The organism is Ruegeria sp. CDSA079, assembly GCF_059612245.1.
Genome location: NZ_JBXWQF010000026.1, coordinates 1 through 17657, shown reverse-complemented (window position 1 = coordinate 17657; position 17657 = coordinate 1). Strand labels below are relative to the sequence as shown.

The following is a 17657-nucleotide window of genomic DNA, read 5'->3' as shown; positions in this document are numbered from 1 at the left end:
GGCTTTCAGTTTGACAGGCGCAGCTCAGCCACAAAGTCGTAGGCATCGCCGCGATAGATTGACCGGGTCAATTCAGCGACCCGCCCGCTTTCCAGATAAGACGTACGTTGAATGCGAAGCCCGGCTGTGCCCTCCGCAACATCGAGAAGCTCTGCCTCGGGTGCTTCAAGGTTGATGGCCGAGATTTTCTGGATCGCACGCACCGGTCGGAAGCCCGTCCGTTCAAGAACCGAATAAAGTGACCCCGTCACTTCGGTGGGGTTCGGCAGAATATCAAGCGGAAGAGCTGCCCTTTCCAACGCCATCGGTCGCCCTCCCGCCTCGCGCAGGCGGTGGATTCGTGCGACCTGTTCGTTGGCCGATAATCCTAAAGCCATCATTTCCTCTGGTGATGGTAGAAAAATCCCACGCTCCAGCCACGTTGAGGTCGTTTTGAGACCGCGCCGTTCCATGTCTTCGGTAAACGATGTCAAATGGGACAAGGACTGTTCGACTTTCGCCACGGGCTCCCGAACAAAGGAACCGGACCCCTGCCGTTGTTCGATTGCGCCCTTGCGCACCAGTTCCTGTATCGCCTTACGCACAGTCACGCGCGAAAGGTCTGTTAACTCGGCGATCTCTCTTTCGGGTGGCAATGAACTATTGGGCGGAAGGATGCCATCTTCAATCCCTTGCTCAAGACGTTGACGAAGCTGCACGTAGCGCGGGCCTGAACTTTGCCCCAACCATCCTTCCGGCCGCAGGAAATCAACTACATTCATGTTCAATTTCCTTCTGATACGCACGCGCCAAGGCGAGTGCACCGGACAATGGATCGCCCGCAGGCTGGCTCAGAACAGACTGCATATCCAATGGCAGATACGGCGCGTAACAAGGGCCAATGCCGCCGGTCAAGCAAATCGGCGTCCCCTCGCCCCAACCCATTCTTTTCATCATCTCGACAAGATAGTCCGCACCATCTTGCAGGATAGAAATCGCCAGTTCATCGTTCTGATCGGAGAGCTCAGTTACCAAAGGGGCAAGCGCCCCAAACTCAGACGGGGTCATCTCAGAGGCTGCTCGTACAACTCCGGCAGCTCCGCCATATCGGGACAATAGACTTCGCGCCAATTGCGAAGGGCCAGTCACCCCATCCACATATTCCAACGCTCTGGACAGCGCGCGCTTACCCACCCATTGCGCCGAAGCCTGATCGCCCAGAACCGACCCCCAGCCACCGACAAACCTCATCGATTCGCCCTTTTGCATCGCAACAAACGAACCCGTCCCACAATGGGCAACAAACCCGTCCTTGGCGCCCAACGCCCCCCGTAAGGACGCAGGCCGGTCATCTTCGATCTTCACATTCCGAAACGGCAAAGCTGCGGCAAGTTTTTTTGCAATAGCGTCACCCGTTATGCCGGCCAACCCCAGATACGAAGGCGCTTGCCCGAACTCGGCAAGAGAATAACCAGACTGCACTGAAAGAGCCTCCAGACCGTGCCGCAATTCGATACAGGCGGCTTCAAAATCAGTGGACACGTTGGTCGCGCCAACCTCGATCTTGTGCGTCGCGCCCTCGCCACAGCGAACGGCAAGGCGGCAACGCGTTCCTCCCCCATCGGCAGCCAGAATCAGAGAACTTGTTGATTGAGTCATGCAGATACCTTTATAATACCTTTTCACCCATTAGAAGTCCTAAATATGACCAAACCACCGACATTATCGCCTAAATCGCCCAAAATACGGCCCGTAATAAAATGGTAGACTAATGGTATTCAAAAGGTATGATATCCGAGACCCTTGGGGGAGAATCACTTGAAAACGCCAGCGACGGAACAACTGCATCAGGACGCGAACGGGCTTGATACCCGTCCACTGAAGGAAGTGGCCGATCTGTTGGCGCAATCGCAAGTGTCGGCGGCAAAGGCCGCTCATGACTCCCTTGGACCGATTTGCAGCGGAGCAACCGCCATGGCCGCCACCATCCGTGCGGGCGGCAAACTTCGATATCTTGCGGCAGGATCTTCCGGACTCATGGCAGCATCAGATGCGCTTGAGCTCGGCGGTACGTTTTCAATCTCTTCCGAACAAATCCGTATTCATATGGCGGGCGGATTGCCAACCAAGGCAGAAATGCCCGGCGACGTAGAGGACGCGAGTGATGGGCTGCCGCATGAACTGGCAAACATGCAGGTCAATGATACGCTGATCGCTGTCTCAGCCAGCGGCACGACCCCCTATACGATTGCAGCCGCAGAATTGGCCCGCGACAGGGGAACGCCCGTTATCGGGATCGCGAATAACGCCGGGTCGCGCCTGTTGCAGTTAGCGGATCATGCCGTGTTGCTATCCACCCCTCCTGAGCTGATTTCGGGCTCGACCCGGATGGGGGCCGGCACTGCCCAGAAAATTGCGCTCAATATGCTGTCGACTCTGATGGCCGTGGAACTTGGCCACATTCAGGATGGCATGATGATCAATCTGCGTGCCGACAACGACAAACTGCGCGCACGAGCCAACAGCATCGTGTGCCAACTGGCCGGCGTAACACCCGAGTCTGCCGAAACGGCTTTGCAGGCGGCGAAAGGCAATCTCAAATGCGCAACGCTCGTCGCTGCGGGTGCCAAATCGGCAGCGGACGCACATACGCTGCTCAACGAAACCTGTGGTCATCTACGACCTGCTATGAAGCTACTGAAACAAAACAACAAAACTATCAACCTGGGAGAAAACCAATGAAACGCAAAGTTCTGAGCCTGGCTCTGATGAGCACAGCGCTGGTCACAAGCGCCTATGCGCAAGAAGCCACGTTGACAATCGAAAGCTGGCGCAACGACGACCTGACTCTTTGGCAGGACAAGATCATCCCGGCGTTCGAGGCAGCGAACCCAGGAATCAAGGTTGTCTTCTCACCCTCTGCCCCTGCTGAGTACAACGCGGTTCTAAACTCGAAACTTGAGGCCGGGTCGGCAGGCGACCTGATCACCTGCCGCCCGTTTGACGCTTCGCTAGCGCTTTATGAAGGCGGGCACCTTACGGATCTTTCCGACCTTGAGGCCATGGGCAATTTTTCGGATGTTGCGAAATCCGCGTGGCAGACTGATGACGCATCCGCCAGCTTCTGTGTGCCGATGGCGTCTGTGATCCATGGCTTCATCTACAACAAAGACGCATTCAACGAGTTGGGCATCGAAGTTCCGACCACCGAGGCCGAGTTCTTTGCCGCTTTGGACAAGATCAAGGAAGACGGCACATATATCCCTATGGCGATGGGCACCAACGACCAGTGGGAAGCCGCAACGATGGGCTATAACAATATCGGTCCTAACTATTGGAAAGGTGAGGAAGGCCGTCAGGCTTTGATCAAAGGCGAGCAGAAGTTGACCGACCCTCAATGGGTTGCACCCTATGCAACGCTGTCCAAATGGGCAGGTTATTTGGGTGACGGGTATGAGGCGCAGACTTATCCCGACAGCCAGAACCTGTTCACGCTTGGTCGCGCGGCGGTCTATCCGGCGGGCAGCTGGGAAATCGCTGGCTTCAATACACAGGCCGATTTTGAGATGGGCGCCTTCAAGCCTCCGGTCCAAAACGCAGGCGACACCTGCTATATCTCGGACCACACCGATATTGGCATCGGCCTGAACGCGGCCAGCGAAAACCAAGAGGCCGCGCGGACCTTCTTGTCCTGGGTTGCCAGCCCGGAATTCGCCAGCATCTTCGGGAACGCCGTTCCCGGCTTCTTCCCTTTGTCCAACACCCCGGTTGAGTTGGAAGATCCACTGGCCAAAGAAATCGTCGGTTGGCGGGATGAGTGTAAAAGCACGATCCGCTCGACTTATCAGATTCTATCGCGCGGCACGCCAAACTTAGAAAACGAAACTTGGGGAGCATCCGTTGCTGCCATCAAGGGAACTGAAACGCCCGAGGCTCTGGGCCAGCAGCTGCAAGACGGCCTGGCCACCTGGTATGCCCCTCATCAGTAAAGCCTGAGGCACTCACACCGGACGCGGCCCGCGTCGCGTCCGGCACCCTATCCCCGGAGATTCCCATGCAGACCCGCCGCATACGCTGGCACATCGCCGTTTTCCTTGCCCCTGCGGTTCTGGTCTACACGGCGGTGATGATCTTCCCTTTGTTCAACACGCTCCGCCTCGCACTGTTCACCGAGGTCGATCAGGCGCGCGTCTATGTGGGTTTAGAAAATTTTCGCACCCTGTTTTTCGACCCTATCTGGTCCGAACAGTTCTGGAACGCTTTGGGCAACAACTTCTGGTTCTTCCTGATCCATATGCTGGTACAGAACCCCATCGGCATCGCCCTGGCTGCGATCCTGTCGCATCCCCGCTTGCGGTTCGCAGCACTTTACCGGTCGGCGATTTTCATACCCACAATCCTGAGTTTTGTGATCGTCGGGTTTGCCTGGAAACTGATCTTGTCCCCACTCTGGGGTATCGCACCCTCGATGCTGGATGCCATTGGTCTGAAATCACTGTTTGCGCCGTGGTTGGGTAAAGAAGAATATGCGCTTACTACACTGGCACTTGTTTCGGTTTGGCAATTCGTCGGCATCCCGATGATGTTGATCTATGCCGCCCTGCTGTCGATCCCCGAGGAAATCCTTGAGGCCGGAGAAATCGACGGGATCACCGGGGCTTCCGCCTTCTGGAAGATCAAACTGCCGCTGATCCTGCCGTCGATCGGCATCATCTCGATCCTGACATTCGTGGGTAATTTCAATGCGTTCGACCTGATTTACGTGTCTCAGGGGGCACTGGCAGGGCCGGATTTCTCGACCGACATCCTTGGCACGTTCATGTACCGCACCTTCTTTGGCTTCCAACTACAACTGGGTGATCCACATATGGGATCCGCCATCGCAGGGGCCATGTTCGCGATCATCCTCGTGGGGGTCTGCATCTACCTCTTCGGCATCCAGACCCGGATGCGCCGGTATCAGTTGTGAGGGCACTGCAATGAACAAAGCACGCTCAAACCCGCTGAACACGGCGGCCATGCATGGGGCGCTGATCCTCTATACGTTGATCGCCCTGTTCCCGGTCTTCGTCATCATCATCAACAGTTTCAAAACCCGCCGCGCCATCTTTCGCGAGCCCCTCGCCCTGCCCGATGCCGAGAGCTTTTCGCTGATCGGCTACCAGACCGTGATGAAACAAGGGGACTTCTTCCTTTATTTCCAGAACTCGCTGATCGTCACTGTGGTGTCACTGACTTTCATACTGCTGTTCGGTGCGATGGCCGCCTTCGCGCTCAGCGAATACCGGTTCAAGGGCAACCTGCTGATGGGCCTCTATCTGGCGCTTGGGATCATGATCCCGATCCGCATCGGCACTGTCGCCATACTGGATTTGATGGTGGCCACGGGTCTGGTGAACACGCTTTGGGCCTTGATCTTTGTCTACACAGCACAGGGGCTGCCGCTGGCCGTCTTTATCCTGTCCGAGTTCATGCGACAGGTCTCGGACGACCTGAAGGATGCGGGTCGGATCGATGGGTTGTCGGAATACACAATCTTCTTCCGTCTGGTCCTGCCCCTTGTCCGCCCAGCCATGGCAACAGTTGCCGTGTTCAACATGATCCCCATCTGGAACGACCTCTGGTTCCCGTTGATCCTGGCACCTGCGGAAGAAACCAAAACCCTGACGCTGGGCAGCCAGGTTTTCATTGGCCAATTCGTGACCGACTGGAATGCGGTTCTGTCTGCGCTCAGCATGGCGATCTTGCCGGTGCTGGTGCTCTACGTCATCTTCTCGCGCCAACTGATCCGCGGCATCACTTCAGGAGCTGTCAAATGACCCGAGTTCTGATTGCCGGCCTTGGCAATATGGGCCTGAGCCACGCACTGGCGCATCACCACCATCCAGACGCACAGATCGTGGGACTGGTGAACCGGTCCGGCCGTGTGGATCACCCCGAACTGTCAACCTATCCCGCCTATTCGGATTTTCAGGCTGCTCTGGCCGCGACACGGCCGGATCTCGTGATTGTCGCCACCTATTCCGACAGCCACGCCGATTATGCCTGCGCCGCGATGGAGGCAGGCGCGCATGTGTTCGTTGAAAAACCGCTGGCGACCACTGTGGCCGATGCCAAACGTGTTGTCGACAAAGCCGCCCGGACCAATCGCAAGCTGGTGATCGGCTACATCCTGCGCCATCACCCTTCTTGGATGCGCCTGATCTCGGAAGCCCGCGACCTTGGCGGACCTTATGTGTTCCGCCTGAACCTGAACCAGCAAAGCAGCGGGGCCGAGTGGGAAACGCATAAGGTGCTGATGCAGACCACCTCTCCTATCGTTGATTGCGGCGTGCATTACGTCGATGTGATGTGCCAGATCACCGACTCGGATCCGGTGCGCGTGCACGGCATGGGCCTGCGCCTGAGCGATGAGATCGCTGAAGACATGTATAACTACGGCCAGTTTCAGGTGGTTTTTGAGGATGGCTCGGTCGGCTGGTACGAGGCCGGTTGGGGGCCGATGATGTCTGAGACCGCGTTTTTCGTGAAAGACATCGTGTCCCCCAACGGGTCGGTTTCAATCACCGATGGCAACAAGGGCGCATCCGCAGATATCGACGGCCATACCAAGGTTGGCGGTCTCCTGGTCCACCGCCCTGAGGGCGACCAGATAATCGAGATGCCGGATGAGCCTGGCCATCAGGAACTCTGCGACGCCGAACAAGCCTATATGCTGCGCGCCATCGCCGAGGATATTGACCTGACCCGCCACATGAACGACGCCGTGCAATCGCTGGCCATCTGCCTGGCTGCGGATGAAAGCATCCGTACCGGTCAACCCATTTCGCTGAAAGAGGCTCGCACATGACTGCCCTGACGCTTACGAACGTGAACAAATCCTTCGGCCCCGTCGAGGTTCTGAATGATATCAATATCGAAGTGGACGAAGGTGAATTTGTCGTCTTCGTCGGCCCCTCGGGTTGTGGCAAGTCGACCCTTTTGCGCGTGATCGCGGGGCTTGAAGATGTGTCATCGGGCGAAGTGCGCATTGGTGGCGAACTGATGAACCTCATCCCGCCTTCCAAACGCGGCATCGCGATGGTGTTCCAGAGCTACGCGCTTTATCCGCACCTGAATGTGCGTAAGAACATGTCACTGGCGTTGAAACAGGAAGGTCAGAGCAAGCAGGTCATCGAAGAGCGCGTCGCCAAGGCCAGCAAGATGCTTAATCTGGAGCCTTACATCGACCGCTACCCTTCGGAATTGTCCGGCGGTCAGCGCCAACGTGTCGCCATCGGTCGCGCGATTGTTCGTGAACCCAAATTGTTCCTGTTCGACGAACCCCTGTCCAATCTGGACGCAGCTCTGCGTATGAACACGCGGCTAGAAATCGCGAATTTGCATCAGCAGCTTGATGCTTCAATGATTTATGTGACTCATGACCAAACCGAAGCAATGACGTTAGCTGACAAGATCGTCGTACTGCGCGACGGGCACGTTGAACAGGTCGGCACCCCAATGGAGCTGTACAACAATCCAGCCAATCAGTTTGTCGCAGGCTTCCTTGGCGCACCATCGATGAATTTCTTCCCCGCCAGTCTGATCGGCGAAAGCACAGATGTTACGACGGGAATCCGCCCCGAGGATTTATTTCTGTCCGATGACGGGCCTGTCGTTGCCGACGTCACTCATATCGAGCATCTGGGTGGCGATACCAATATTATCGCAAGGATGCAGGACCATCAGATCACTGCGCGCCTGTTTGGCCAGCATCAGCTTGATGTGGGTCGAACTGTCCGGTTCGGGTTTTCGCTGGACCGGGTCTTTCGCTTTGACCCACAGGGCAAGCGCTTGGATACCGCTGAAACAGCATAATCACAGCATCCAGACCAACAGAACCATCGTTCAAGGATCATTCGAACTTTAACGGCCGGTAGCACAAGGAAAGTTGGGAGAGAACCCAAAGCGGTAAAGCAAGACATTCGCTTGGGCCTCAATCCCGCACGCGGATTAGGGACAAACAGTTGATTGTCTAAGATTTTCTCAGTTAAATTCACAAAATGATATGCATAAATGATTTGACTGTTAAGATGGCTCTATGAATTCACTAACCAGAATAACCCGAGGGATAGGCGTTGCCTTAAAAGATGGCAGGGTGAAGGGCCTTCTTGCCTTCACAACCGGTATGATCTTATGGGCGTCGGTGTTTTATCACTATGTCGAAGGCTGGAGCTGGCTCGATTCCATCTACTTTTCTGTCGTGACCATTTCGACGGTGGGCTTCGGCGACTTTTCTCCTGAAACTGCGGCAGGGAAGGTCTTTACGATGGTGTATATCATTGTGGGCCTCGGTGTCTTCGTGACTGCGGCGACTACTGTGGCGGACACAATCCTGTCGCAGGAGGATGACAAAAAGCAAAAATAGGCCCCATAGAACAAAACCGAAAACGGTTAGTGCGCAGACGGCCTTTGTCTGAGCGGTCTGAACCGCAGCCCGAATTCATGAGAGTCTTCAAGCTGCTACCTGTCTCCAAATTTTAAAAAAATATACATATTATGTTTTTTGAGTGTAATATTCAAAAAAACAATTAGCGGAGGGACGGAATGGAAAAGACTCAGGACGCCAAGATTGTCGACCTCGCAATACGATTGCTCTTTCTCGGATTATTCCTATACAGCGCGCTGGTCATGATTGCTCCGCTTGCCAGCGTGGTCATCTGGGCCACGATACTCAGCGTCGCTCTCTATCCGGTTTTCGATTGGCTACAGTCCAAGCTGGGCGGGCGGAAAAAACTTGCCGCGACGATCCTGGTTTTGCTGGGTCTTGTTCTGACCCTAGGACCGGTGGCAACGGCGGTATCTGGCGCTGCAGAGCTTGGTTCAGGGTTTGCCGAACAGGCTGACAAGGGCGAGCTGAAAATCCCCCCGGCGCCCGAGGGTCTCAAGGAGTTACCGTTGGTAGGCGACAAAATTGCCGATGTTTGGGGAATGTTTGAACGGAATCTGGATGGGGCACTTGCCAAGTACGGAGCGCAGATCCTTGAGATTACCAAGTCCCTTTTCGGCAAGGTTCTGGGAATCGGAATTGGGCTTTTGGGGCTTGCCTTGTCCGTGTTGATCATGGGTGCCCTGTTCAGCCCCGGACCAAATCTAGTTCAAGGTTTGCAACGTTTTGCCAACCGTATCTTTGCTCCACGTGGCGGTGAGTTCGTTACGCTTGCAGGCGCAACGATCCGAAACGTGACAAAAGGCGTAATCGGTGTGGCGGCCATTCAAGCGGTCGTCGTTTGGATATTGTTAGTGGTGTTCGGGATCAACTCGGCCGCGACGCTGGCTTTTATCTGCCTGATACTTTCGATTATCCAGATTGGCCCCGGTTTGGTTCTTCTGCCGGTGATCATCTACGCATGGAGTACCATGTCTGGCGGCACGGCTTTGATCTTCACCATACTGGCCGTTCCTGTCACCATAATGGACAGTTTCCTGCGTCCGGTGTTCATCTCAAAAGGTCTTGAGACACCTATGCTTGTGATCCTCATCGGTGTTCTTGGGGGCATGATGGCCTATGGCCTGATCGGCATATTCATGGGGCCGGTTCTGTTCGCTGTTTTCTATGAGCTGTTCAAAGTCTGGATCGACGCCTCACCCCATGCCGAAGACGCCGCTGAAGGAGCGGCAAAATGAGAAAGACAATTTGGACAACGCTGGCCATCATTCTGGTCTTTCTTGTCTGGTACCTAGTTGCCGATCGGAAAACACCGTTCACTGGAAACGCCAGAGTGAAGGCCGTCGCGACCCAAATCGTCCCCCAGGTCACAGGGACAGTGACCGAAGTCCTTGTTGAAAACGGTCAGGTCGTCTCGGCAGGTGATGTACTGGTTCGAATTGATTCCAGGCCCTATGAGATTGAACGTGACAAGGCGGAAGCCGATCTTGAGGCGGCCACGCAGGAAGTGGGCGCATCCTCGGCAGAGGTGAGTGCAGCGCAGGCCAAACTGGCAAGGGCGCAAAGTGATCTCGACACAATGCGCATTCAATCCGAACGTGTGTTTGCACTTGAAAAGAAAGGGTTGATTGCCGTCTCAAAGGCCGATGACGCACGCGGAAAACTGGCGGAGTCGGAGGCGAATTTTGAGAATGCCAAGGCGGATTTGGAAAAAGCCAAGCAAAGGCTGGGTGATGACGGTATCGAAAACCCCAAAATCCAGCGCGCATTGGCCGCTTTGGCAGATGCAGAGCTGAACATTGAATGGACGGAACTGCGTGCTCCGGCGACGGGTGTCATATCCAATCTGTTGATCGCCCCCGGCACCTATGCCCGGTCTGGCCAAGACCTATTGACGTTTTTGGATGCAACGGACGTCTGGATTGAGGCGTACTTTACCGAGAACAACCTCGGCCGGGCTTCGGTAGGATCGCCAGTTGACGTCGTGCTGGACATGCATCCGGGCAAGATTGTTCCAGGCGTGATCGAGAGCTTCAGCGCAGCCGTCTCGCTAAGCGGTGGGGATGAACCGGGCCAGTTGGCAAGCCCGCCAAGCACCAAAGGCTTTCTGCGCGAACCAGAACGGTTTCCCGTGCGGATCGTACTGCCAGGGTACGAGGCGGGAAGCACCGAAGATGATCTTCGCTTCCAACTCAACGGGCAGGCCGATGTGATCATGTATCTGAGCGACAACTCGTTCCTGAACATGGTCGGTCGGACCTATATCCGTCTGGTTTCAATCTTGTCTTATGCGTACTGAGGACCGGAACTCTGTTATTCGACTTGCGCTGGGTGTGACCAGCGTCTTTGCCCTGGGCCTGTTATTAGGGTGGCCGCTTGCCGTGGTTGGGGCAGTATTCACTGCCCTGTTCCTTCAGGCACCCGCTGCATTGCCCTTGGCAGCATTCGCCAAGCTGTTCGTCTTTTCGATCGGATTGATGTTCGTTTCCTTCTTTTTGTCGTCGGTTTTTGCGCCATATCCCGTGGTGTTCCTCATATTGGTTGCCATAGGGATAATCCTGTCATTCACATGGTCGGTTTCAGGGGCAGGAGTTTTACCCGGTGTCATAGCCCTCATGGGTGCGTTGATGATTCCAAACCTTGTATTGCAGTCGCAGGATTTGGCATTGGTGCTTGTGTTCTGGATTCCTTTGAACCTGCTATTTGCAGGGTTCGTATCGACGCTGATGTTTGTGGTGGTACCAGCCGAACCTCAGACTGCCGCTCAGAAGAAAGCCCAGGCGTCTTCTGAATTCGACCCCCATCGCCGGATCGTCAGAATGTCGCTCGTCACGGTTCCGTTTGCTATGGCGTTTTTCATCTCAGGCGCGTCAGCCCTGTTGGTTCTGTTCTTCGTCGCGCTTCTAAGCCAACAACTTGCTGCGATGCCGTCCATGGGCAAAACGGTCGCCAAGGCCATGCTAACGGCAAACCTACTGGGCGCGGCGGTGTCGATCCTTTGCTATGAAATAAACGTCGTCGCGCCAGTTATTTTAACCCCCATTCTGTTGTGTTTGTTCTTCTGCTTCACACTCGGAACGCTCGGGAAATCGCAAATCCCACTCGCTGCCGCAGCAGGCTCGGCGTTGACGACAATGCTGATCGTATATGGCGGTTCGATTTCACCATTTTCGGATGAAGCCGACGTCAAAAGTATCACCCGTGTGTTGCAGGTCGCTGGTGCCGCATTCTTCGTGATTGCCGCGTATATCGTAGTGGATGAATTCTGGCCTGAGAAAAACCAACCCTTAACAGAGTAAGCTTCATCGCAAGGCAGGATTTGCTGTTAAGCGGAAGTTTTCTCACGCGCGCCATCACCGCCTTCAGGCTTGGGGCTCATAGACAAAAAGTGACGATGGCGGCGATGGCGGCAACATGGAAAACGTCGCCGAGGCCACCTACCCTTACACGATTTGAGCCGCCGCATTGGGCGGCTATTGGGTTGATCTGGTATTGGTACCTTCTGATCGCGCTATGTTTTTCGTCCGTGTCCGTGAAATCCCAAAGCCCCGGCGGACCCACGTTTTTGGTGTCGAAACGCTCGAAGGGGCAGAGATGCGGATAGCCGATCGCGCGTACACCATACCAATCTGGCCCACACCGTCAGAGTGAATTGCGGACACTGAGCGCTGACGTCAGAATCCGCTTATGCGCTCGATGAGCCAGTACATCGACACCGAACCGATGCCATAAGCGGTCAGCGCGGTCGCCCCTCGACCCGTCGGAAGAGCAATCATTCGCCAGATCCCCAAGAGAAGCGCCAGCGCAGCGATAAAACTCAACTGACCGGCTTCGACGCCAAGGTTGAAGGCAAGCAAGGCCGCAGGAATATCGTCTGAAGGTAATCCAATTTCGGCCAAAGCCCCGGCAAAACCGAGACCATGCAAAAGCCCAAACCCGAAACAAACGATCCAGGGTTTTTGCTTTGAAAGCCGGAACCGGCCTTCTCCGCCTTTGACAATCTCCATCGCCAGAAAAACGATGGATAGTGCAATGACGGCCTCAACCGGCGGGCCGGGAACGTTCAAAACGCCAAAGGTTGCCAGCGCCAAGGTTATTGAATGCGCAAGTGTGAAGGCCGTTACAGCCCCCACCAATCTCCACGGATCACGGACCAGAATAAACAGCGCGAAGACAAACAGAAGGTGATCCCAGCCTTCCAGTATGTGCTCAAACCCCAACTGGAAATAGGCGATAAAAACGGACCACGTTGTCTGTTCGGAGGGTATGTTTTGAACGGTCGCGTCTGGGGTAAATAAAAGCGTGGTAGGATCAGCCTCTAGCGGGTGCAAACGTACCAATACATCGTTCTTTTGGGTCTCCAAGCCCTCAATCTCAATGGGTTGACCCGCGATATCCGCGCGGCACTCTACGACCCAGGATGAAACCCATGCTCGGCTGTCGGAAACTGGATTAGGGCCGCGCGCTGGAGTGCAGCCATCTGGCAATATCGCATCGATCGCCATCGGTTGACCATTTACATCGGGTTTTCGCCAATGAACGCTCCACGTGTCCGGCCCGATTTGGCGAATTTCCAGATAACCCGGATCAAGCGCGTGCGCATTGGCGTTACCTCCGGGCCACGCGAACAGCAGCGCAAAAAGTAAGAAAATCAACGCTCTCATTTGGCCGGGCCTGCAAGTTCGGGCACCATAATCTGATAGCTGTCGGCAAGAGATTCATATTGTGCCTGCGCCAGATCTTCGCTCATAACGCGCCGCCAATCCCGCAGTACGGCATCGTGAATATCTGCCAAAGGAGGCGTTTGACTTGGCTCAACTGCGTTCACACGAACAAGATGGACCCCGTAACCCGACTGAACCGGCCCGACCCACCGACCTGTTTCAACCTCTGCGAAACGCGTGGAAAATCCAGCACCAAAGACCGAATCGATTACTCTGGTCGCGGTCAACGGCATCGAAGCGGGCAGCAGAGTGGAGCCTGCCACATCAAAGGGGTCTTGCTCTTCGCGCAACGCGGTCAGAGCTTTCTCAATTTCGACTTCGCTTGCCTCTTCACCCAAAAAGACCTGCGTGAACGCCACCTTTTCGGATATTGCATAGCGTTCAGGGTTTTGTTGGAGAAAGGCTTCCAAGTCTTCGTCTTCCGGAACAACTGATGACGCAATCGCTTCAGTCAGAAAATCCATCTTTTGGCTTAGTCGTGTCCTGATCAAGGAATCCCCACGATCAAGACCAAGTTTTCTCGCCTCTCTGACCAAAACCTCTTCACGAATGGACGCATCGATCAAAGCTTTTAGCTCGGTATCGTTTGGCGGGCGTTTCCACCGTGCTTCGAACTGAATAGCCAACAGCGCGACATCATCTTCGTCGATTACTATCGTCTCGAGGTTTTCGACAACCTCGTCATCCGGCGCGACAATATGAAACCAAATAAAAATTGCCGCTCCAATCAAGAAGAAATGGAACAGAGGTTCTTTCAGTACTCGCATGAAGTCTCCTGCGTAAAACGTTCTCTGGTTCTACGTACAGATGCTGGCATTATCGGTTTGGGTTAGGCAAGAAAATGGACGCGTTGCGCGTTGCAAAAAAATTGCACAGCGGCCGAGGTAGCGGTCACTACCCCGGCCTGCAGCTTCGTGAAAACCCGGGTCACTCGGCTGGTGCGTACCAAATCGGTGACGAATACGCGCGTTCCTGATGTGTAAGAACCGCATCCTCGGGCAAGTCGATGCCATATTTCAGCTTATCATACAGGATCCAACGCGGCGTTGGGATTTCCAGGGCGCGGACGTAGTAAAACGCGCGCGAATTTGGATCGAAATCCGGATCTGACCACACGGTTATCAGTTCGGCCGTTCCAATTGTGTTGGTCCAGCTAGCGGTGTCAATGTCCACGGTGTTTCCAACCGCAGGGACCTTGCCGTTTTGATCAACCTCACGGTTATCCGACCACGCGACGTCATAAACTTTCTCCTGCAAGGCACCTTCGGAATCGAGCCACCCCTTGATCACTTGCACACGATCCAGGTTGGCACCGACCGGATCGCGCAAAGCTGCGATCAGGAAGCCGGGCGCACCGTCACCCTCGCGTGGGCGCAGGTCCGAGCCCATTGGAACACCTTTGGTATAGCCTACATTGGCAAGGAAGCGGGTTTCCATGTCCGAGTCATTGAAATCCCACCCGCCAAAGAACCGCAGACCGATCCTTGGTCCGGTCGTTGCATAAGTTTCGCGGCGCTTAAACGCTTCAAAGATCGCGGCGCGCGTATTCTCGGTAGCCCAGACAGCCGTGTATCCAGACGCGACAAGGAGGTCGCCAGGAATTTCGCCAAGTTCATTTGCAATGAAAGGATGCTCGATCCGTGAAGCCGAAGGTTCGACACTAACGGACTTTCCAAAGAAGTTGTCTTCCTCGGCAGTGGCCAAAGACGTATGGCTGTCCGTCGCGCCGCCCATACCGAACTTATAGGGGTTCACGCCGAACTTTTCTTCCAGCATCAATCCGCGTTTCAGCGCCTCGCGGGCGTATTCGCCAGCCAGCATGTCATCGGTCTTCAACTCGGTGATATCAAGATTGCCGACGTCCCAGTTTTCGTAATCCGCAAATTCGTCATCAGGACTCAGGAACGGGTGTGCTTCGCCGTCGCCCTTGATCTGTGTGACCTCATAGTGGGGCTCCCACTTCGCGCGGGCCGCCACGTATTCCTCGTCAACTTTGCCGCCGTGATACGTGTCTTCGGTGGGGAACATCCATCCATTCGACAAGTTGCCGTTATGGGCAAAGGCAACGGCGCGTCCCCCTGTTTTCTCCTGATACTCTTCAAGCCAAGCATAAAGCGATTTTGGGTCTGTATTGCCGTAGGGAGGTTGGGTGACCGGAGGCACCATCTGCAAGGCCCGGATCGGCCCGTCACGCAGCATGACATTCCGGTGCAGGTTAAAACCCTTGGGGACCGAGGTCCACTCGAACCCGATGAACGCTGTAAAGTTACCCGGATCATTGTGCCTCTCGGCTGCCAGAACGATGTGCTCCCAAGTGAAGGCAAAAGCGTCGGCGCCAGGGCTGTAAGACTCAAGAAGAATTTCCGGCAGGGTCATTTGCGAGAAGTTGGTGATGATATCAAAGGCGGTTTTCCCCGCCTCCTCGCCGCCCGCTTTGTATCCTTCGTACCATTCCAAACCCTTGGGATCAGAAATAACACCGGGCTTGCCGGCCTGTAGATCCGGGGCAAACCCCATCAGGTCAGTATGATCGGTAAGAACCATCCAATCCAATGGTCGGGCCAGCCTTACGGCTTGACCGGTGGACGAAATGACCTGCTCACCCTTTGCAAAGCGCCACGCTTCATCCGGCAGCAAAGTATTCCCAAACGCACCCGCGTCTAGCGACAGCCCGGTGTGCAAGTGTGTGTCGCCCCAAAGTGGACGTTCCGGGAAGGTGCGCTGCGCGTAGGGGGAATACGGTTGATCGGAAAACAAACCTTCAGCTGCCTGTTGGCTCGGAACGGCGTCGGCCAGACCGTTTGTTGGTGCCAGTAGCAGCGATAGAATACAGACAGAAATTCGATTCATAGTGCCCCTCAAATGCAAAATTTTATCGCGAAATCGCGGAGACTTTAGCGGATCTTTTATATTCGATTTTGTTTATATCACACCTGACCTGCCCGTGTTAATTGATTTGTTCGCCCTTTCTTTTTCAGTGCCAACCATCAAAGGTTGCAAGATGTAGATCGCAGGCTGCTGAGAAGCCTCAGAGCCGGAAACAAGCATTTCGTTGCGGGCTTGGTTTGGCCAGCAGAAGGATTGGACAATCAAAGTTCTCAATAGTTACCGGAAATTCCAAAACCACTCTACTCAGACGGTAAATCAGTTCCCAAAACGATGCTGATCATAAACTGAGTTGCAGGGTCTGTTTCTTCCAAAGCGGCCAAAGCCTCAAACTGTTGGTGCAGAGCCGTTTGGCCCCAACCTCGTGTTCCAGCAGCGATTTGGATGGCTAAATCACTGTTTTTCTGAAGCGCCTCAGACAATGTTTGCACAGCTTTTGGCCTTAACGTCGGCTGCGTTGAACCGGCCTCGGTTATAGCCCGGATCAGTGATTTCCTGTCTTCTGACGTCATTTTCGGATCTTGAAGTGCGACACCAATTGCGCTGATCGCAGTTTCTTTATCTGCTTCTATGCCGGCAATTGCCCACTCGTAGTTATTGAAACCGCCTGACTTCAAGGAATTAGTGAAGCGAGAGCGCACAATTGAGCGCGCTTGTGGATCAGTTTGTAACCCGAGCAACCGAATTGCGGCCGACCTGTATGCGAAGCGCTTCAAGTCATTCAGCTCATCCAAAATTTGGCTCGTAGAAGATTTGCCACCTATCGGACGCACAAGTGCATACGGCGCGTGACCGATTTCGACCAGGGCCATGTTATGCAGTGATTGATCCGGGTGCCACAAATACTCAGCAAAGAACAAAACCCGCTCGGGGCTGTCCGTTTCTCCATAGGCCCACAGTCGGCCGGTGGTTTGAAGCCTATCCAGAAACTCGCGTCTTTCCGGGTTCATGATGAATATACGTCGCCAGCGTCTTGAAAACCCACGCCCAGCGCTGTCCTTGTAGGTCGGTCCATAGGTCAGCAGGACGGCTCGCGTTGTATCCGATCGAAATGCCCTGCGCGTAACGCTATCAATCAAGAAAGGAATCTCAGGTACGGCATTGAGCCGTTCGCTACCCCCTTTGAGAATCTTTTTCGCCTTATATCTGAATGGGTTCTCTGATGCCGGGCCAGCCAATACGATGACATCCGCGGACAGTATGTGATCCGCAATGGATGCGTCCGGCAGTTCAGTACAAACCACACAGGCGTACGAAGCACGGGGTGTCATTAGCCCGAGTATGCATAGTACAACTGCAAAAAATCTCTTCATTTTCGACCAATCACACATGACTGTCACAAGTGGGAAACGTCACCGACTTTCGAATGATATCACAAAAACTGAATGTGGAATATCGTTGGTGTCTTCAGCGTTTCATGTCAATCGCTGGACTTTGTTAACCCAATGGATTGCTTTTCGCGGCCATGTCTCTCTGCAACAGAGACGTTAACAACCGAGCAAAGATTTCGGTTAAAAGGTATCCTTAGGCTCAGGACTCATAGCCAATAGATGACGAGTGCGGCGAGTGCGGCGAGTGCGATGGCTGACAGGAAGACTTTCGGGCATCTATCGTAGCGGGTTGCCACACGTCGCCAGTCC

17 protein-coding genes and 1 pseudogene are annotated in these 17657 nt (G+C 54.7%); 11 read left to right on the top strand and 7 right to left on the bottom strand.

What is annotated here, in order from left to right; genetic code table 11:
* Positions 1-5 precede the first annotated feature (5 nt).
* Positions 6-761, bottom strand: a complete 756-nt coding sequence (locus AC2FJZ_RS19765) for a GntR family transcriptional regulator (RefSeq protein ID WP_496670825.1) — start codon at positions 759-761, stop codon at positions 6-8.
* Positions 748-1638, bottom strand: a complete 891-nt coding sequence (locus AC2FJZ_RS19760) for a glucosamine kinase nucleotide-binding domain-containing protein (protein ID WP_496779782.1) — start codon at positions 1636-1638, stop codon at positions 748-750. Before AC2FJZ_RS19760 ends, AC2FJZ_RS19765 begins: the two co-directional genes overlap by 14 nt.
* A gap of 159 nt (positions 1639-1797) precedes the next feature.
* Here AC2FJZ_RS19760 and AC2FJZ_RS19755 point away from each other — a divergent pair, with 159 nt between their 5' ends.
* The 11 genes from AC2FJZ_RS19755 (at position 1798) to AC2FJZ_RS19705 (ending at position 12058) form a co-directional block, all read left to right on the top strand.
* Positions 1798-2721, top strand: a complete 924-nt coding sequence (locus AC2FJZ_RS19755; protein WP_496779780.1) for an N-acetylmuramic acid 6-phosphate etherase — start codon at positions 1798-1800, stop codon at positions 2719-2721.
* Entirely contained in the window at positions 2718-3968 is a 1251-nt protein-coding gene (locus tag AC2FJZ_RS19750) for an ABC transporter substrate-binding protein (protein ID WP_496779778.1), read from the top strand. The genes AC2FJZ_RS19755 and AC2FJZ_RS19750 overlap by 4 nt, the downstream gene beginning before the upstream one ends.
* A 65-nt stretch (positions 3969-4033) precedes the next feature.
* Positions 4034-4948, top strand: coding sequence for a carbohydrate ABC transporter permease (locus AC2FJZ_RS19745; RefSeq protein WP_050605317.1), 915 nt, complete (start codon positions 4034-4036; stop codon positions 4946-4948).
* Positions 4949-4958: 10 nt separating this feature from the next.
* Positions 4959-5798: a carbohydrate ABC transporter permease gene (locus tag AC2FJZ_RS19740; protein WP_050605318.1), complete on the top strand. Its 840-nt coding sequence runs from the start codon at positions 4959-4961 to the stop codon at positions 5796-5798.
* The gene (locus AC2FJZ_RS19735) at positions 5795-6829 is read left to right on the top strand and encodes a Gfo/Idh/MocA family protein (RefSeq protein WP_496779776.1); all 1035 of its coding nucleotides are present in this window, start codon (positions 5795-5797) and stop codon (positions 6827-6829) included. The genes AC2FJZ_RS19740 and AC2FJZ_RS19735 overlap by 4 nt, the downstream gene beginning before the upstream one ends.
* A complete protein-coding gene (locus AC2FJZ_RS19730) occupies positions 6826-7836 on the top strand; it encodes an ABC transporter ATP-binding protein (protein WP_496779774.1) in 1011 nt (336 codons plus the stop codon). The genes AC2FJZ_RS19735 and AC2FJZ_RS19730 overlap by 4 nt, the downstream gene beginning before the upstream one ends.
* Before the next feature lie 223 nt (positions 7837-8059).
* On the top strand, positions 8060-8386 hold the full coding sequence (locus AC2FJZ_RS19725; RefSeq protein WP_496670799.1) for a potassium channel family protein: 327 nt from the start codon (positions 8060-8062) through the stop codon (positions 8384-8386).
* 179 nt (positions 8387-8565) lie between these two features.
* The gene (locus AC2FJZ_RS19720; protein ID WP_496779772.1) at positions 8566-9645 is read left to right on the top strand and encodes an AI-2E family transporter; all 1080 of its coding nucleotides are present in this window, start codon (positions 8566-8568) and stop codon (positions 9643-9645) included.
* On the top strand, positions 9642-10706 hold the full coding sequence (locus AC2FJZ_RS19715) for an HlyD family secretion protein (RefSeq protein WP_050605322.1): 1065 nt from the start codon (positions 9642-9644) through the stop codon (positions 10704-10706). The genes AC2FJZ_RS19720 and AC2FJZ_RS19715 overlap by 4 nt, the downstream gene beginning before the upstream one ends.
* A complete protein-coding gene (locus tag AC2FJZ_RS19710; RefSeq protein ID WP_496779770.1) occupies positions 10696-11706 on the top strand; it encodes a DUF2955 domain-containing protein in 1011 nt (336 codons plus the stop codon). The genes AC2FJZ_RS19715 and AC2FJZ_RS19710 overlap by 11 nt, the downstream gene beginning before the upstream one ends.
* 166 nt (positions 11707-11872) lie before the next feature.
* Positions 11873-12058, top strand: a complete 186-nt coding sequence (locus AC2FJZ_RS19705) for a DUF3604 domain-containing protein (RefSeq protein WP_496779769.1) — start codon at positions 11873-11875, stop codon at positions 12056-12058.
* Positions 12059-12081: 23 nt separating this feature from the next.
* On the opposite strand, the gene AC2FJZ_RS19700 is transcribed toward AC2FJZ_RS19705, so the two are convergent.
* The 5 genes and pseudogenes from AC2FJZ_RS19700 to AC2FJZ_RS19680 form a co-directional block, all read right to left on the bottom strand.
* Entirely contained in the window at positions 12082-13071 is a 990-nt protein-coding gene (locus tag AC2FJZ_RS19700) for a HupE/UreJ family protein (protein ID WP_496779767.1), read from the bottom strand.
* Positions 13068-13898 (bottom strand): peptidylprolyl isomerase, encoded by an 831-nt coding sequence (locus tag AC2FJZ_RS19695; RefSeq protein ID WP_496779765.1) that lies wholly within the window; start codon positions 13896-13898, stop codon positions 13068-13070. The genes AC2FJZ_RS19700 and AC2FJZ_RS19695 overlap by 4 nt, the downstream gene beginning before the upstream one ends.
* Before the next feature lie 160 nt (positions 13899-14058).
* Entirely contained in the window at positions 14059-15981 is a 1923-nt protein-coding gene (locus AC2FJZ_RS19690) for a DUF3604 domain-containing protein (RefSeq protein WP_496779763.1), read from the bottom strand.
* Between the two features lie 278 nt (positions 15982-16259).
* The gene (locus tag AC2FJZ_RS19685; RefSeq protein WP_496670770.1) at positions 16260-17195 is read right to left on the bottom strand and encodes a hypothetical protein; all 936 of its coding nucleotides are present in this window, start codon (positions 17193-17195) and stop codon (positions 16260-16262) included.
* Positions 17196-17554: 359 nt separating this feature from the next.
* A pseudogene (locus AC2FJZ_RS19680) lies at positions 17555-17657 on the bottom strand (IS5/IS1182 family transposase); the annotation flags it as partial.

Excerpts from the sequence above, each read along its gene's own strand:
- AC2FJZ_RS19765 (WP_496670825.1), bottom strand. The coding sequence starts at position 761 with ATGAATGTAGTTGATTTCCTGCGGCCGGAAGGATGGTTGGGGCAAAGT.
- AC2FJZ_RS19760 (WP_496779782.1), bottom strand. The coding sequence starts at position 1,638 with ATGACTCAATCAACAAGTTCTCTGATTCTGGCTGCCGATGGGGGAGGA.
- AC2FJZ_RS19750 (WP_496779778.1), top strand. The coding sequence starts at position 2,718 with ATGAAACGCAAAGTTCTGAGCCTGGCTCTGATGAGCACAGCGCTGGTC.
- AC2FJZ_RS19745 (WP_050605317.1), top strand. The coding sequence starts at position 4,034 with ATGCAGACCCGCCGCATACGCTGGCACATCGCCGTTTTCCTTGCCCCT.
- AC2FJZ_RS19740 (WP_050605318.1), top strand. The coding sequence starts at position 4,959 with ATGAACAAAGCACGCTCAAACCCGCTGAACACGGCGGCCATGCATGGG.
- AC2FJZ_RS19735 (WP_496779776.1), top strand. The coding sequence starts at position 5,795 with ATGACCCGAGTTCTGATTGCCGGCCTTGGCAATATGGGCCTGAGCCAC.
- AC2FJZ_RS19730 (WP_496779774.1), top strand. The coding sequence starts at position 6,826 with ATGACTGCCCTGACGCTTACGAACGTGAACAAATCCTTCGGCCCCGTC.
- AC2FJZ_RS19725 (WP_496670799.1), top strand. The coding sequence starts at position 8,060 with ATGAATTCACTAACCAGAATAACCCGAGGGATAGGCGTTGCCTTAAAA.
- AC2FJZ_RS19720 (WP_496779772.1), top strand. The coding sequence starts at position 8,566 with ATGGAAAAGACTCAGGACGCCAAGATTGTCGACCTCGCAATACGATTG.
- AC2FJZ_RS19715 (WP_050605322.1), top strand. The coding sequence starts at position 9,642 with ATGAGAAAGACAATTTGGACAACGCTGGCCATCATTCTGGTCTTTCTT.
- AC2FJZ_RS19710 (WP_496779770.1), top strand. The coding sequence starts at position 10,696 with ATGCGTACTGAGGACCGGAACTCTGTTATTCGACTTGCGCTGGGTGTG.
- AC2FJZ_RS19700 (WP_496779767.1), bottom strand. The coding sequence starts at position 13,071 with ATGAGAGCGTTGATTTTCTTACTTTTTGCGCTGCTGTTCGCGTGGCCC.
- AC2FJZ_RS19695 (WP_496779765.1), bottom strand. The coding sequence starts at position 13,898 with ATGCGAGTACTGAAAGAACCTCTGTTCCATTTCTTCTTGATTGGAGCG.
- AC2FJZ_RS19690 (WP_496779763.1), bottom strand. The coding sequence starts at position 15,981 with ATGAATCGAATTTCTGTCTGTATTCTATCGCTGCTACTGGCACCAACA.